This is a genomic window from Nonomuraea rosea (assembly GCF_039539705.1).
Classification (GTDB): domain Bacteria; phylum Actinomycetota; class Actinomycetes; order Streptosporangiales; family Streptosporangiaceae; genus Nonomuraea; species Nonomuraea rosea.
The window spans coordinates 51,988-66,853 of the sequence record NZ_BAABDQ010000039.1 but is presented as its reverse complement, the minus strand read 5'-3'; the positions used below and the strand labels follow the sequence as shown (position 1 = coordinate 66,853).

Below are 14,866 nucleotides of genomic sequence, written 5' to 3'. Positions count from 1 at the left end.
GGCCAGGAAGAGGGCGGTGAGAACGTTGGTCTCGCCGTATCCCGGGCCGTCGACGCCGCAGGCTCCCGGCGACGGTCACAGCGGCCATCGTGGGCAAAGCCTGTCCAGCACCCATCTCAGAACGTCCTCATCGACGGCAGGGCGCTGGAGGTGTTCGAGCGCGCGCGCTGCTTGTGCGGTGAGGTGAGCCCACACGCGCCAGTTGCCGTGAGCAACGTGCCGGTCGGCCAGCTTGATGACCTTGGCGTCGGCATTAGCCCAGATCGGGTGGTAGGCCGGGATCACATCCAACACTTCGGCCATGGTCATCCTCGTGAATTCCTGCCAGAGCAACCTGCGCACAGGTTCACGCCTCAGAGCCTCACGACAATCCTTCCCGCCCACGAAGACGATGGCCGTGTCGGTACGGCCGTCGTCCCACAGATGGCACCACCACTCGACGCAGTCGAACAGCAGCCAGTCCGCGTTGTCGCACACCAGGACCCGGAATTTTTCCGTCAGCGTTGTCTTGAGCAAGTTGTCGCACCCCCCGGGACTCCTCGAGCGGGGCCTTTGCAGCCCGAGCGCATCGAAGAGCCCATCACGCATACGGCGAGGGCTGCAGAACGATATGTGGACGGTCTCCTCGGGGGCGAGACGGCGCAGGGCGGCATTGACCATCGCGGTCTTGCCGAGGCCGGAATCGCCGTAGATGCAGGTCATGGCGCGCTCTTCGAGAGCCGCTTTCAGGGTGGCATACGTGAGGTGGAGAGCCTGGGTGGCCACGACGTTGCCGTCGCCGGGCCATGCAGAGTGATCGTTTCCGTCGTGAGGTGGGGGCACGATGCCGGTGATCATGAACTGTCCTCCTGCTTGTCGCAATCTTCCTGCTGGCCAGAAAGGGCATGCTGTGCAGGCCGGGCCGGTGCTGCGCGGGTACGGTGAGGCCGGTCCAAGACGTGCCAGATGACGTGGGCAACTCGGCCGGCCACCATACTGGTGTGGGCGTCGGGCGACCGAGCGAGGCGGTCGTCGATCTTTCGGCCGCGGTCATCGTCGTGGATTCGGGAGAGCGGGTAGCGCCTCCTCTCTGCTGCCCATCACGCCCGCTCAGCCCCAGTAGTGAGACAGCACACCGTGGACGATCTCTCGATCGATGCGCTTGCGTTCCTGCTGGTGCATCACGGTGAGGATCTGGTAAGTGAGCTTCGCCCAGGAGCGGAAGACGCCGTCGGCCGCCTGGTAAAGGAGGTCGATGTCGTCGGGATCCGCCTCGGCCCAGACAGGGTGAAAAGCAGGAAGTACCTCACGGATCTGCGCTTGCGACAGCGCCTGATATCGCTGCCAGAGGTAGACGCTTGACGCGAGCGCCGATGTCCGGTCGAGCAGCGGAAGGCCTCCGTCGCACCCGATGAAGATGACAGCGATATCGGTCGCCCTGTCGCTCCATAGGTGTTGCCAGTAGCTATAGCCTTCTGCCGACAGCCATTGCGCGTTGTCGCAGACGAAGACATGGAACTGTTCGCTCAGCGCCTTCTTGAGCAGCTTGTCGACTGCGGCGGCCGAACGCGGCATGGGCTCTTGCCCTGCCACCGCTTCGAACAGCTTGGTGCGCACGTAGGGAGGAGCCGCCCGTTCGGAGATCACTATATGGTGGACGTTGTCAGGTGCGAGTTCGCACAGCGCGGCGTCGACCGAGAAGGTCTTGCCCAAGCCGCTTTCACCATAGACGCACATCATCGCCTTGGCGTCGAGGACTTGCCGCACGTGGGCCGTGGTGCGGATCAGATGATCCGTGGCGACAATCCTCGCGTCCTGCAGCGGAACAAAGTGGACCGGCACCACAGGCGCGGTCCCGTCGTGGTCGTAAGATCCTGCCATGGAGATCTCCTTTGCCGAGCGGCGGCATCAGTAAGCGTTTCGATCTGGGATACCTGAGCCAAAGGGCGCCGGTGGCGGGTGAGCCGCTATCGCCGACTTCAATGTGGCGAGTGTGGCCGGCGGGCTGACCGGTATACCCTCCACGGCCGACAGGCGCGGCGTGGGCGCTGTCGGCCAGGAGGTGCAGCCAGACAGCACGGCCGCCTATCCGCAGGCCACGACAGATCGTGGTGCCGGGCGAGCCAGCGACCTGCCCGGCGGCCTGCGGAGGTGGCGGCGGAACCGCGCCGCCGTGCGCTGCCGGATGGTTGTCATCAGGCTGGCGCCTACGCGGTCACCGCGCTGGCATTGACGAGAAGGTTTTGCCGTGGCCGACCTTACCCTGGACCCATGGCACTGCCGGGCTGTTGATGAGTTCGGAGATATCGTGCCCCCTCCGATTGGACGGCGTTGCCGGAACCGTTGCCGTCTTCGGCCCAGACTCTCCGCTGTGGTGTGCTGGCATGACTACTCCTTCCGCGATGCGTGTCATCGGATGGTTCATTGGGCTGCGCCCCGCGCAGGAGATACGCGGAACCGGGCCGCATGGTCGAACGGCAGGAGCCGGAAGGGCGGACTTCCTGGTCGGTCTCATGACCGGGGATGAGGCGCGCTGGGCGGTGGCCAGTCCGGTTCGGCTGCCCGGGACGACTGCTGCGCCGGTTGCTCTTTTCATATCCTCTCCTTGCGCGGATGAACGCCCAATCCGAGCCCGAAGAGGATGTCCTCATGGGGGGTGGGGGTGAACCACATGGTGGCGATCTCGTGCTGTCCCCGATGTTGACGCTCAGCGGCGATGCCCTGCCGGATGAGGTGCTCTTCGGCCTCCCAGTCGATGAGGATGTTCCGGTTGAGGGTGAGGGGGCGGCCAGCCTGGATGAGATGGAGCAGGACCGCGGCGTCATCGGGCGATGGGGGCAGGCGAGCCTGTTGGAGGTCCTGTAGCCGCCTGGATACCGCAGAGGGCAACGCTCCCGGCCGCGGCTGCAGCTCAAGGAAGCCTTCGCGATAGATGAGGTGGAGAGCGGTTTCCGTGATCCGCAGGGAGAGGTCTTCAGCGGCCTCGTGGACGCGGGTGCGTGACCAGCCTAAAGCTTCGGCCAGGTCGTTCTCGGCTACCTGGCCGTGCTGAGCCAGCGCCGCTTCGAGCACGAGGTCGTCGTCCTCGGGTGGCCGTGCCCGGCCGGCCGGGCGGCGCCCGAGAAGTTCGCTGATGTCGAGGTCGACGGCGTCGCAGATGCGCAATGCCAGGTCGATACTGATGGTGGCGGTTCGCGCGGTGCGCAGCGTGTCCAGTGACATCCCGACTCGTCGAGTGAATTCCGCTCCGCCCATGCGCAGGTCACGCACTCGGCGTTGGACGAGGTCGACGTCAAACACGGGATGCCTCCTCTGCAGGTGCACGCCTGCCGGCGGGTGCCGGCGGGAGGAGGTGAAGAGCTTGACCCACTTTCCAGCAGGCACTGCGACGCAGCCAGGAGCGGTGGTGCTCGTGATGTTCCAGCAGTGATGGCACGGTGAGGGCGCAGCTTTGCGCCGAGGCCAGCAGGTGCTGGCCTCGGCTGCCGATGCCTTGCTCGAACAGCGGATCAGCGCCTTGATGACCGGTGAGGAGCAGGAAGCTGCGCGCGGCGGTGAGGACGTCCCGCGCTTGAACCGGCACTCGATAGGTGATGGTCTCCTCCGACAGAAGCCGTCCATCGGTCGCATGGATGCTTTCGCCGATGTCGATCGTTGTGGCGTCCGGGCTCAGTGCAGACAGGGGAAGCGCTTGGAGGTCGCTGATGCGGGCCTCGGTGAACAGGGCGGTGGCCAGCGCTGCGGCGTGCACGGGGTGGACCAGGTGGGTGGCGATGCGCTCGGCGTCGTCGGGAGTCAGCTGGGCGATGAGGCCGGAGCTCGCTGGGCGGCCCGCCAGGATCGGCACCGTCAGCAGGAAGCCGTGCAAGAAGAAGCCTGCCTGCGCGCCGCGAATGCGAGCGATGGCATGGTCCTTGGTGGGGCAGTCGGCGACGAGGTCGGTGAGGAAGAGCCGAAGGGGGCGTAGAGCGGCGACGCGGTAGGGGTAGGCGCGGTCGGGCGCGATCTGCTCCGGTAGGCGGTGCAGCACGCTGGCCCGGCTACGGGCGATGTCGGCCACGTCCGTCTCGGGCGTCGGCTCCGGCGAAGGGGCGCGCCCGGTGAGTGACGGAGCGTCGCCGGCTGGATCGCCTTGCTGGACGAGCCAGGTGCAGGCGAGGTCCAGGCCGTAGGTGTAGACCCCGTCGACATGGTGGAACTGTCCCGCGCTCAACCGCCGGTAGGCGTCGGCGCGAAAGCGCAGAAAGTCGCTGTTGGGCAGAGCCGGCAAGGCGGCGTCGTCGCGGTCGGGGTCGCTCCGTGTGGGCCGCTGGCCTTGCTCGGTACACCGCAGTACCTGCCGGGCGGCCACGGCGCTGTGCCAGGGTTTGCGTTCCAGGCGAGCGGCGGCGATCGCGGGTCGCAGCCCGTCGGCAAGGCGGAAGGCCGTGTCGGGAAAATAGGCCGTCCAGTCCTGCTCGGGCGGGGCATGCCAGAGGGCGAGCAGTTTCGCACCGCTGGCGCTGGCCAGTCGCACCAGGCGGGCCCGCTGGGCGGGCGCGAGCAGGTGCACACGTAAGGCGATGATCAGCCAGATCCGGGCGCCGATCAGCCACGCGGTGGCCGCGGCCGCGGCTTGCTCGCCTCCAGCGCGTCCCGACAGGCTGGCAGCCTGATGGGCCGGTTTGCCGAGCGCGATGAGCACATCCAGGCACAGTTGACCATCGGTGGTGGTGCCGGGCGTGGGGTGCACGGTGATGACCCCGCCGGCGGGGTCATGGGCCGCCAGCGCGTGGTGAAGGCAGTCGGCGTCGTCGCAGGGATCGAGAACGATCGTGAGCGGGGAGGGGACGGCCGTCGGCTGCGGTGAGGCCTGGCTCATATCAGGTGACCGCCCAGGCGGGCGAACACCCGGCGGATCACCGTCCGGTCGACATGCTCCTGACCCAGGCGGGGCAACATGCGAAGGAGCTGATGTGTGATCTTGGCCCAGATGCGGAAGTTGCCGCGTGCCGCGTGACGGTAGACGAAGTCGATGTCGGCCGGGTCGGCCGCCGCCCAGAGCGGATGCCACGCGGGAATGACCTCGCGTACCTGCTGTTCGGTCAGCTGCCGGTATTCCTGCCAGACGTACATCCGCGAGGCGAGCATGGGCTGAGAGTCCAGCACCTCATAGCATTTGTCTCCGCCAACGAACACGAGCGCGAGGTCGGTGCCCCCGTCATCCCACAGGTGACGCCAGTATTCGAAGCATTCGGTGGACAGCCACTGCGCTTCATCACAGACGAAGACGCGGAACTCTTCGGCAAGCACATTTCTGAGCAGCTTGTCGAATTCGGCCGGCCGGGAGGGCATGCGGCCGCTGATTTTCAGCGTCTCGAACAATTTGTGCCGGATGTAACGCGGGGTGGGCCGTTCGCGGAATTGGATGCGATGGGATTGGTCGGGCGCAAGGTGGCGCAGCGATGCGTTGACCGAGAAGGTCTTGCCCAGCCCGGCGTCACCGTGCACGCACATCATCGCCTTGGCGTCGATCACCTCGCTCAAGTTGCTTCGCGTCGTGAGGAGCGCGTCGGTCGCCACCACTTGCGCGTCGGGAAGGTTCAGGTAGTGATCGCTGGCTTCGGCGGGCAGCACATCAGGCACCTGCATCGGCATGGGGATCTCCCGAGGTGGAATGGACGACGGCGATGACCATGGCGTCGGTACGTTCACTCAAGTAGTGCACGTATTCGGACCCCGTGGCGTGTAGGTGTTGCGCCTGGTCGAGAACGACCATCCGCGATGTGCCCGCAAGGGCGTGGTGGATCAGGCGATCGACCGCGTGCGGGTGTCCACGCGTCGGCCGGTGCAGTCCCAGGGCCGCACACAACACCGTCCGGACCTGGCCGGAAGAGGCGTATGACGGCATTGTGCAGTACCGCAGGCCCTGCGCGGCGTGCTCACGCAACCGGCTGACAATGTCTGCGCGCTGCTGGGCGTCTCCGTGAATGAAGAGCATCTTCCAGTCCTGCACGGCCAGGCCGAGCATGCCGTCGGTGAGCCGCCGAATGGAAACGGAGGTCACTGGACCGTGCGGCAGGATCAGCACCTCACCGAACGACCGCGTCAGGATGTGCGCGTTGCTGGACAGCATCAGGGGGCGAGGCATCATAGATCAGCCCTTCGACTCACAGCGGATCGAAACGAAGCAGACAATGGGGCAAGCCGACACCGACATCGGCAGCCCTCGCTGCCTTAAGCGGGCGCCGTCCTCCGTTTGCCACCCAGCGGGGACACCCAGCCTGCGGGAAGGTGCTCATCGCGAGATGGCGGCTCGACGATGGCCATCGCGGCCATCGCGTCCTGGTTGGGCTCTTCGCCCTTCTTGTTGGTTTCCTCGGCGGCAAGCACCGTCATGCGGCGTGGCGGTTCGGCCGAGGTGACCGGGCGGTAACGCGCCTTCATCACGCTCGCGGCCCTCTGCCGTGTGCCGTTGGTCCGGCGCGTTGTCCTCGCCCGGGCGCGGTGCATGTTCGCTCGGTCGTCGTCGTTGGCCTGGTGGGACAGGAACGCCGACCCGAGATAGCTGCCGTCGCGCGCGTCGAACACCTCCACCTCATCCTCGTAGTGGGGAAGCAGCCGCAGCTTGACGCTCCGGCTCACCTCGTCGGTCATCCACGGTGCGATGTAGTAAAGATCGCCCCGTTCGATGCCCTTGGAGGTGATGGTGCGCACGGTTCGGTCGTCTTCCAGGGTCAGCAGGCGTAGCTCCTCACGGCTGACCTCGGTGATCGGGGCAGGATCGTCGTGCCAGGCTTGGGCCGGCGTACTGCCAAGGGTGTCGATGACGTGCGTGTTGTTCCACCACTCGACCCACCGCAGCAGGAGGTCGACGAATGCGGTGAAGGGCAGCGGGGGCTGATCGGGATCGACGTGCTGACCGTTGATCAGACGCTGGCGGTGCGTATGGCGCGGCAGACCGGCGAAGAACATCTTCTCTGCGGCGCCGTTCAGCGCCTCCACCGTGCCCTTGAGATGTGGCATGTAACCGGGCAGAGGATCGAGGATCACCGCGAGTTGGCCCAACGCGTTGGCCACGGCCTTGGACCCGAAATCCTTTCCCTGGTCGACGCGGATACGTTCCGGCAGTCCACCGAACGGCAGGTGGGGCTCATCGACTGACAGGGCGCTGCGCAGGGCGAGTAGCACACTGGAGCGGTTGGGAGCGTCCGCGCTCACAGCCAGCCCCGTTATGACCTTGGTTTTGGTGTCGATGAACCAGGTCACCCAGGGCTTGAGCAACCGTCCCTCGAGCTCGACCTCCACCGAAGCCTCGACATGGTCGCCCTCCCACGCCGCGTTGCGGTGTTCTATCGGACGCCGCAGGTAGACGAAGTGGGCTCGCTGTGCCCGTTCACCATCCCGAAGCCCTGCCCGCTCGCCCGGGCTCAGGTCACGGCGCACCGCCCGCCGCACCGTGCTCAGGCTGCGGGCGGGTGGCCCGCCGGCCTCGGCCTCCTCGACCAGTTCCCGGTGTACTGCCGAGACATTGCCCTCCCAGAAGGCGTACTTCACCCGGATCGCTTCGGTGGCCTCAAAGCGGGGGCGTCGCTCCCGCTTAGCCGTTGCGGCCTTCTCCAGCCAGTAGTAGACGGTTCGCTCACACCGGCCGAAACAAAAGGCGACCGTGCGGACCTGCTCACTGGTCAGGCGGCCCTGTTCCTGGACCGCAAGCAAGTGCCGCACCGCCGACTCCCGCAGCTCATCTGCTTTCACCGCGGAGGCGTCCTTTGCTGGCGAGTCCGCAGGCATCGTGCGATTCATTCGTTCTCCTTCCCGAACTTCATGGCGAAGGACGCACACATGAGTCGATGGGCGGAGCTTTACGCCATCGTTCTACCGCATTTTCTGAGCGGAGGAAAGACCATAGACAAGATTTTCCGGCGAACCTCCTCGATTTCCACTCACGCACGACCGAATATAGGAGTGGCCGCACGGGAAAACGCCCCGGCACATGAAACTGAATTACGTTCATTTCCATCGCGTAGGCGGAGGGTCAGCGTGAAACGTCGCGAGCTTCTGAAAAGAATGCGAAAGATAATCGTCTTTGCGCGGCGGAGCGGGAAGTACACGGGAGAGCAAAGGGCGCCGGACATCACCTATCTCCCGGCCCCCGCTTCGCTCACCCCGCGACCGATGCCGGATCTCCACCGACCACCTGCCGCCGAAGCGGCGCCCCCTTCATCTCGTGGTGCCGCGCCCACCGGACGAATGCCTTACCCAGCAGTCCTGCACCTCGTATATCGGGTGTCAGGATGATGAACCGTGGCTCACTGAAGTTGGGCGACCCTCAGACATCCTCGCCTTTGACCGCCCAGCCGTCGCCAGCATCGTGCCCCGATCAGCGCCGCGCCAAAGGCCATGACGCGACCGGCCGCGCCGGCTACTGGTGGCTGGCCGCGTCGCCCGACCTACCGCTCCATCCTCCTCACAAGGCAAGCCCGGCTCCCGCCCGCACCATTGGCGGCCTGAACGCCTTCCTGCACCGTAGCGCTGCTCCTGACGTCCTCCGCGCTGCCAGCCTCACGTGGCTGAACGCAGACCAGCACGGCTCATGCACCACCCCGGCGAGCTACATCCGCGCCTACCTACACGAACGGGGTCGGACTCCCGGACTTGCCTTCGTCGCCTTCCATAGGGCGCTGCTGCGGCCCTCCTTTTCCAGCGAGCCGCTCAGGCGCAGCGCACGCCGGGCCGCCATCCCTCCGAAGAGCTCCGCCTCGCCAGCGGTCTCGCGGCACAGGGTCGCCGCAGCACTGGTACACCCTGGCGAGCCCCCTGCCGCGCTGTGTACCCAACTTGAGTGCGCAGCTGGGGCCGGCACCGACCGTGCCGTGATCCGCAACGCGGCCCTGCAGCACTGCAACGCCCATCTGGAGGCGGGGAGTACACACCGCAAGAAGCAGTATCGGCGATGAACGGCCCCAACAACCCGCGAGCCTCGGCCGCCGTCAACCTCTCACGCGCGGCGCCGAGCATCCTCACCCAGCCACTACACAATCCACGCGACCGTCATGGTGAGACCAGCATCACCGAGATCATCCGAGCCCATGGCGGCCCGTTCTACTCCATCGGCGACGTTCCTGGGCTGCAGCCGCTGGACGGTGCCGCCGGCGCCTCCGTTAGAGACAAGGTCAACCGTGTCAACGCGCTCCTGTCATCCAGCGACCGGCGCATCGAGCAGAGCCTGCAGGCTTGGTTCCTAAGCTGCAAGTCCACTACCACCAGACAAACTTACTTCAGAAGCGTGGCCGCCTTCTTCATCTGGCTGAACGACACCACTATCGGATCGGATCTGTTCGGCCTCACGACGCACGACCTGGCAGCGTATCGGGACCACCTCGTCGACATCCACGCCACGCACCGCTTAGCTGTCATCAGATCGTTCTACCAATTCAGTCTTCGCCACGGCCTGGTACCGTCCAATCCGGCCGCCGGGCTTACCGTGCCACCCCCTCCCCTCAAGGCCAAGCCTTCGCCCCTCAGCCCAGCCGAACGCCAACAGATACAGGCGGGATGCGCCCGTCTTGCGAGCAGATGGCCGAGGCACGCTTCGGCCATCGTGCTGCTCAATGACACCGGCCTCACGGTCAACGCCCTCGCCAGACTGGACACCAACCAGATCCTCGACGTCGTTACACCGGAGAACGAACTGCGCGCTGTCATTGTCATCTCGCACAGCGACGGGCACGATGAGACGCTCCCTCTCTCCAGTTCTGCACGCGCCGTCCTGCAGTATCTCCTGGCAATCCGCAAGCCAACTGACCCACTGATTCGGCAGAACGACGGCCGACTCATTACCTACGAATGGACCAAGGCCGCCCTCATCGACATGGGGCGGGCTGGCGGCCTTTCTCGCATACGAGTCAAGCAACTACGCCCTTCCATGCTCCGGCCGGCCGCTCCCGCCCCGAAACCAGACCATCGACGACCGCGTACCCCGCCCATCTCCACGGCGTTGTGGAAGCAAGTGGCTGCCGTGCTGCCCGAACCCCGGTCCCGAGGTTCCCGAGGCGGACGCATCGACGACCGTGTTGTATTGGCCGGCATCCTCTACCTGATGACCAGCGACAGGCCTTGGCACGAGGTTCCCACCTCCGCCATCGGATGCTCCTGGACCACTTGCCGACAACGCATCCTCTCCTGGACCGACGCTGGCGCATGGCCCCGCATCCACCACCTCCTACGTGACGAACTCCGCATGTCAGGCCGCCTGCCTTCAGGCTCCGCGACCACCGACGGACAGCCGTCCGACACCCCACGACACTCGATCTGTCCTCCGTAACACAGGTCTAGCCGCTCAACCCGTCCACCTTGATCCACCGCTTGCCGCCCACGAACGACTCCGTGTGGCTTTGTGAGATGAGCGCGCGTCACAGGAATCGCGCGGCCGTTTCTGCCTAGATGATTGCTTCCAAGGGGGGCAGCGGTCGTAGGTGTTCAGGGCGGCGGGAGCCCTGGTCCGCATCGGAACCGGCCACATGCCCTCGTGTGCTAGCGTCTGTGGCGACTTCTCACCGTAGGGTCCCACCCTCGCCATTCAGCCTCCTCGTGTCCGGTGACACCAGGAAGGTGGAAGTCACACCAGATCCTGACAAGGGGTGTGACGATGGGTGCTGCCCAGGAAACAGATCCGGCTGTGGAGGCCGTCGATCTGGTCAAGACCTATCCTGCGGGCCGGAGCAAGGCGCCGGTCACGGCACTGCGGAGGCTGAGCTTTTCCGCGGCGAAGGGGAGCGTCTTCGGGCTGCTCGGCCCGAACGGGGCCGGCAAATCGACCACGGTGAAGATCCTCTCGACGCTCTCGGCCGCCGACTCCGGATCCGCGCGCGTGGCGGGGATCGATGTGCGGACGCGGCCGGAGCGGGTGCGCCGGGCGATCGGGTTCGTGTCCCAGAAGCCCGGCACGGACCCGATGGCCACCGCAACCGAGAACCTGCTGCTTGCCGGGCGCCTGCATGGGATGTCCCGCCGGGATGCCGTGGCGCGGGCCCGCGAGCTCGTCGACCGGTTCGGCCTGGCCGATGCCGCGGACCGGCTGGTGCAGACGTACTCCGGCGGCATGGCGCGCAAGCTCGATGTCGCGCTCGGCTTGATGCATCGCCCCCAGGTGCTCTTCCTCGACGAGCCGACGACGGGGCTCGACCCGCAGGCCCGCAGCGAGATGTGGGCCGAGATCGCGCGGATGGCCGGGCAGGAGGAGATGACGGTGCTCCTGACGACGCACTACCTGGAGGAGGCCGACCACCTCGCCGACCGGCTCGCGATCGTCGATCACGGCACGGTGGTCGCCGCGGGCACCCCGGACGAGCTCAAGAGCGAGCTGCGCGGCGATGCGGTGCACGTGGAACTCGCCCAGGCCGACGACAGGGCGCTTGCGGTGTTGCGGACGGTGCCCGAGCTACGGGAGATCACCCTGGAGGGCAGTACCGTCCGCGGCCGTACCAGCGACGGTGCCCGGGCGTTGCCACCGGTCCTTGCTGCGCTGGAGGAAGCGGGCGTCGCGGTGAGCTCCGCGACGCTCGCCAGGCCCTCGCTCGATGACGTCTATCTCCGGCACACCGGCCACAGCCTCGACGCCGCCACGGCCCCCAAGAGGCTGGAGGTGACGAAGTGATCACCGCACCCGCGCGCTTCGCCAGTTCGGCTCCGCTGACCGTGATCACGCACTCCGCGCTACTGACCGGCAGGCTGCTGCGCAGCCTGAGGCGGATGCCAACCTTTCTCATCATCGGCCTCGTCCAGCCGGTGATCTGGCTGCTGCTGTTCGGCCAGCTCTTCCGCTCGGTCGTGAACCTGCCCGGGTTCACCCACGCAGACGGCGGCTTCCTGCAGTTTCTCACCCCGGGCGTGGTGATGATGACCGCGCTGTTCACCAGCGCATGGGCGGGAACGACCTACCTCCAGGACATCGACCGCGGTGTGATGGACCGGATGCTCACCTCCCCCGCCAGCCGGGCTGCCCTGGTGATCGCGACCATGGCCTACCAGGCGATCCAGACGCTCATCCAGAGCCTGATCATCGTGGCCATCGCGTTGCTCGCCGGTGCCCGCTTCCCCGGGGGCGTGGCCGGCGTCGCCGTCACACTCCTCGCCGCAGTACTGCTGTCCCTGATCTTCTCGGCGCTGTCCGACGCCGTCGCCCTGCTGACCCGCCAGCAAGCAACGCTCATCGCGATCTCCCAATTCACCACGCTGCCGCTGATGTTCCTCAGCTCGGCCGTGATGGACCTTGCCCTCGCACCCGCCTGGGTCGGCCACGTCGCCGACTACAACCCCATGGAATGGGCGGTCACCGCGGCCCGGGAGGCGATGCTCGCCCACATCGACTGGAGCACGCTCTGGGCACACCTGGGGCTGCTCGCAGCAACAGCCCTGGTGATGGGCCTGATGTCCACGCACGCCTTCCGCGCCTATCGGAAGGCGGCGTGACGCAGCCGATCGGGCCAGGCGACGACGCGACGGGCCTGTCGGGCGAGTGTCCAGGATCGGTGCTGGTCAACGCTGAACCGTTGAGGACTCAGACGCTGGATGCTGACCTGGACACCCTCGCGACCGCACTCTTTGTGCGGACCGACGATCTGCTGCTGGAATCCCCGGAGCTAGCGCCGTGGCGGCCGACGGTGGGGATTGCACCCAGGCTGTCCGACGCCGAGCTGGTCACGCTGTCGGTGATGCAGGCCCTGCTCGGTTTCACCTCCGAGCGCCGGTGGATCCGCCACGCCCGTACGCACCTGGGGCACCTGTTCCCGTATCTGCCCAAGGCACCTGGCTACAACAAGCGGCTGCGCAAGGCCGGCAGGCTGATCCAGCAGGTCATCCGGCTGCTCGCGGTCGACACCACGCTCTGGTCGGACGACGTGTGGGTAGTGGACTCCACTCCGGTGGAGTGCGGCCGCTCCCGGGAGACCGTCAAACGCTCGGACTTGGCAGGGTGGGCCGAGTACGGGTACTGCGCCAGTCACTCGCGGTTCTTCTGGGGGCTGCGGCTGCACTTGGTGTGCACGCTGCACGGACTGCCAGTGGTGTTCGCGCTGACAGGCGCCAAGGCCGACGAGCGCGAGACCCTGCTTGCCATATTCGATGTCGAACCGCAGCTGGCCGCCGACCGGCCCGGTCAAACCCTGATCGGTGACAAGAATTACTTCGGCGCCGGCTTCGAGCAGCGGCTCACCGAGCTGGGCCTCCAGCTACTGCGGCCTGCCCGTAAGGGCGAGGCCGAGCGTCCCGGCTCGCAGCTGTTCAGGCCGCTACGGCAGCTTATCGAGTCGGTGAACGAGACATTCAAGGGCCAGCTCGACCTCGAACGCCACCGCGGCCGCACTCCGGCCGGCGTGATGGTCCGCGTCCTACAGCGGATCCTCGCACTGACCAGCGCGATCTGGCACAACGATCAGACCGGCCAGCCCGTCATGCGTGCCCTGACCGCCTACGATCACTGAACCCCTTGGAAGCAATCATCTAGATGCGGGAACAGGAACACGGTCGGGGCTGATACGAGAGCTCGATCATAAAACTGTGCACGTACAGCGATCACGCTTCAGAGTGCGACGAGAACAAGCTCTTCCTCATGGTCAGCCTCGGGGCACCCACCCTAATCTCCTGACGACGGCCCTGGGCCACAGGCTCCCGCCTCCTGCATCGCAGGCCCATCCACCGCGGCGGTCGGCCATGCTCCCCCGCCATACTCGTCAGGCTGAGGAGCAGCAAGAGCACCCAGGCCCAGCGAACTGACTGCAAAGGGATGACCAACCCAGCTGAAATCAGCGCGACCATTTTCCTTTGACGTGCAGGTGTTCACATGGCTGCACTATGGAACGTCATTAAGATTGCAGCAGCGAGGAACATCCATCAGCAACGATCATCGATAATGGATCACCAGATCCAGGAAATTAGCCCTTTGAGCTGCACACTGAAACGTTGTGACCAATGGCCACTGCAATTTCACCGACCGGTCCCACTGTCGCTGCGCCGCCACGGCCGGGCGGGATGGTAGCCGTGGGCGCCCCCAGCAGCGCGGAGGGCCGCAGCGCCGCCGAGCTCGCCCAATTGCTGAGCGCAGTCGGCACAGCGCCGCCATCCCATCTCCCGGTCGACGGAGGACTGTCCTGGCTGGATGAGGCCGTCCTGGACTTCGTGGTGCTCCATCACGACGATGCGGACCTGGCGGCGGCACATGACCGGTTCTCGGCCGCCCGCCAGGCCCTGCACCGGGTACCGCGGGATCAGCCGGCGCCTCATGCGTGGCAGGAGACGGTGGCCGCCGCCGCGCATCTGGCCGGCCTGCTGGCCGAACTCGGGGACGAACGGGTGCGTGTGTGCGTGCGGCCGACCATCGAGCGGCGCGAGTGTTCATGCCTCCTCGACCCGGTCACCGGGCGATGCACGGGAGGGACCCGCCCATCGGTGAGGAGTTCGCTGGTGAGGAGTTCGTCGGCCCGCTTCACCTTGAGGACTGCACCTGGCCCGCGACCTGTCCCCGCACCCCGGCCGGCGGTCTGGACCTGCCGAGCCTGCTGAGCCGCATCGATCTCAGCCACATCCTTGCTCGCACGCCTCGGCCCCGCCCGTCCGATGCCTGACCCGGGTGCCCGCTTCGGGGCGAGACCCCGCCAGCCCGTAGCTCTCCTGCCCGCGCGCACTGCTGGGCGCGGCGCACCGTCCGGGCCAACGCCAGCGGCGAGGGATGTGGCTACCCTCAGGTCGAGGGGCTCCATCTCCACGTTCTGTGGCAAGCGGACAGAAATGATCAAGAACATTCCGCGGCCGAGCTGCCGACCGATAGCCCGGCCACTCGGGACGAGCTCAGGCAGGCTGACCTCCTCATGTTCTTCGACCTGCAACGCCCCGCACGACACGAGCTGTG

The 14,866-nt window shown here is 66.4% G+C and carries 12 protein-coding genes; 4 read left to right on the top strand and 8 right to left on the bottom strand.

The window, feature by feature from the left end; all coding sequences use genetic code 11:
• Positions 1–75: 75 nt before the first annotated feature.
• The 7 genes from ABEA43_RS52415 to ABEA43_RS52385 all read right to left on the bottom strand — a co-directional run bounded on the left by ABEA43_RS52415 (position 76) and on the right by ABEA43_RS52385 (position 7,686).
• Positions 76–837 carry an AAA family ATPase gene (locus ABEA43_RS52415; protein WP_345574052.1) on the bottom strand — a complete coding sequence of 254 codons (762 nt, stop codon included), beginning with the start codon at positions 835–837 and terminating at the stop codon, positions 76–78.
• A 252-nt stretch (positions 838–1,089) separates the two neighbouring features.
• The gene (locus ABEA43_RS52410; RefSeq protein ID WP_345574050.1) at positions 1,090–1,860 is read right to left on the bottom strand and encodes an AAA family ATPase; all 771 of its coding nucleotides are present in this window, start codon (positions 1,858–1,860) and stop codon (positions 1,090–1,092) included.
• A gap of 711 nt (positions 1,861–2,571) precedes the next feature.
• Positions 2,572–3,279 (bottom strand): helix-turn-helix domain-containing protein, encoded by a 708-nt coding sequence (locus ABEA43_RS52405; protein ID WP_345574048.1) that lies wholly within the window; start codon positions 3,277–3,279, stop codon positions 2,572–2,574.
• Positions 3,272–4,840, bottom strand: a complete 1,569-nt coding sequence (locus ABEA43_RS52400; protein ID WP_345574046.1) for a hypothetical protein — start codon at positions 4,838–4,840, stop codon at positions 3,272–3,274. Before ABEA43_RS52400 ends, ABEA43_RS52405 begins: the two co-directional genes overlap by 8 nt.
• Positions 4,837–5,616, bottom strand: a complete 780-nt coding sequence (locus tag ABEA43_RS52395) for an AAA family ATPase (protein WP_345574044.1) — start codon at positions 5,614–5,616, stop codon at positions 4,837–4,839. Before ABEA43_RS52395 ends, ABEA43_RS52400 begins: the two co-directional genes overlap by 4 nt.
• Positions 5,597–6,094: an AAA family ATPase gene (locus ABEA43_RS52390; protein WP_345574043.1), complete on the bottom strand. Its 498-nt coding sequence runs from the start codon at positions 6,092–6,094 to the stop codon at positions 5,597–5,599. The genes ABEA43_RS52395 and ABEA43_RS52390 overlap by 20 nt, the downstream gene beginning before the upstream one ends.
• A 101-nt stretch (positions 6,095–6,195) precedes the next feature.
• On the bottom strand, positions 6,196–7,686 hold the full coding sequence (locus ABEA43_RS52385; RefSeq protein ID WP_425570591.1) for an integrase catalytic domain-containing protein: 1,491 nt from the start codon (positions 7,684–7,686) through the stop codon (positions 6,196–6,198).
• A gap of 1,228 nt (positions 7,687–8,914) precedes the next feature.
• Here ABEA43_RS52385 and ABEA43_RS52380 point away from each other — a divergent pair.
• The 4 genes from ABEA43_RS52380 (at position 8,915) to ABEA43_RS52365 (ending at position 13,442) form a co-directional block, all read left to right on the top strand.
• Positions 8,915–10,285 (top strand): transposase, encoded by a 1,371-nt coding sequence (locus tag ABEA43_RS52380; protein WP_345574039.1) that lies wholly within the window; start codon positions 8,915–8,917, stop codon positions 10,283–10,285.
• A 324-nt stretch (positions 10,286–10,609) separates the two neighbouring features.
• Entirely contained in the window at positions 10,610–11,617 is a 1,008-nt protein-coding gene (locus ABEA43_RS52375; protein WP_345574036.1) for an ATP-binding cassette domain-containing protein, read from the top strand.
• Positions 11,614–12,432: an ABC transporter permease gene (locus ABEA43_RS52370; RefSeq protein ID WP_345574034.1), complete on the top strand. Its 819-nt coding sequence runs from the start codon at positions 11,614–11,616 to the stop codon at positions 12,430–12,432. Before ABEA43_RS52375 ends, ABEA43_RS52370 begins: the two co-directional genes overlap by 4 nt.
• 95 nt (positions 12,433–12,527) lie before the next feature.
• The gene (locus ABEA43_RS52365; RefSeq protein WP_345574166.1) at positions 12,528–13,442 is read left to right on the top strand and encodes an IS982 family transposase; all 915 of its coding nucleotides are present in this window, start codon (positions 12,528–12,530) and stop codon (positions 13,440–13,442) included.
• Positions 13,443–13,944: 502 nt separating this feature from the next.
• Here ABEA43_RS52365 and ABEA43_RS52360 read toward each other — a convergent pair.
• Positions 13,945–14,241, bottom strand: a complete 297-nt coding sequence (locus ABEA43_RS52360; protein WP_345574031.1) for a hypothetical protein — start codon at positions 14,239–14,241, stop codon at positions 13,945–13,947.
• Positions 14,242–14,866 lie beyond the last annotated feature (625 nt).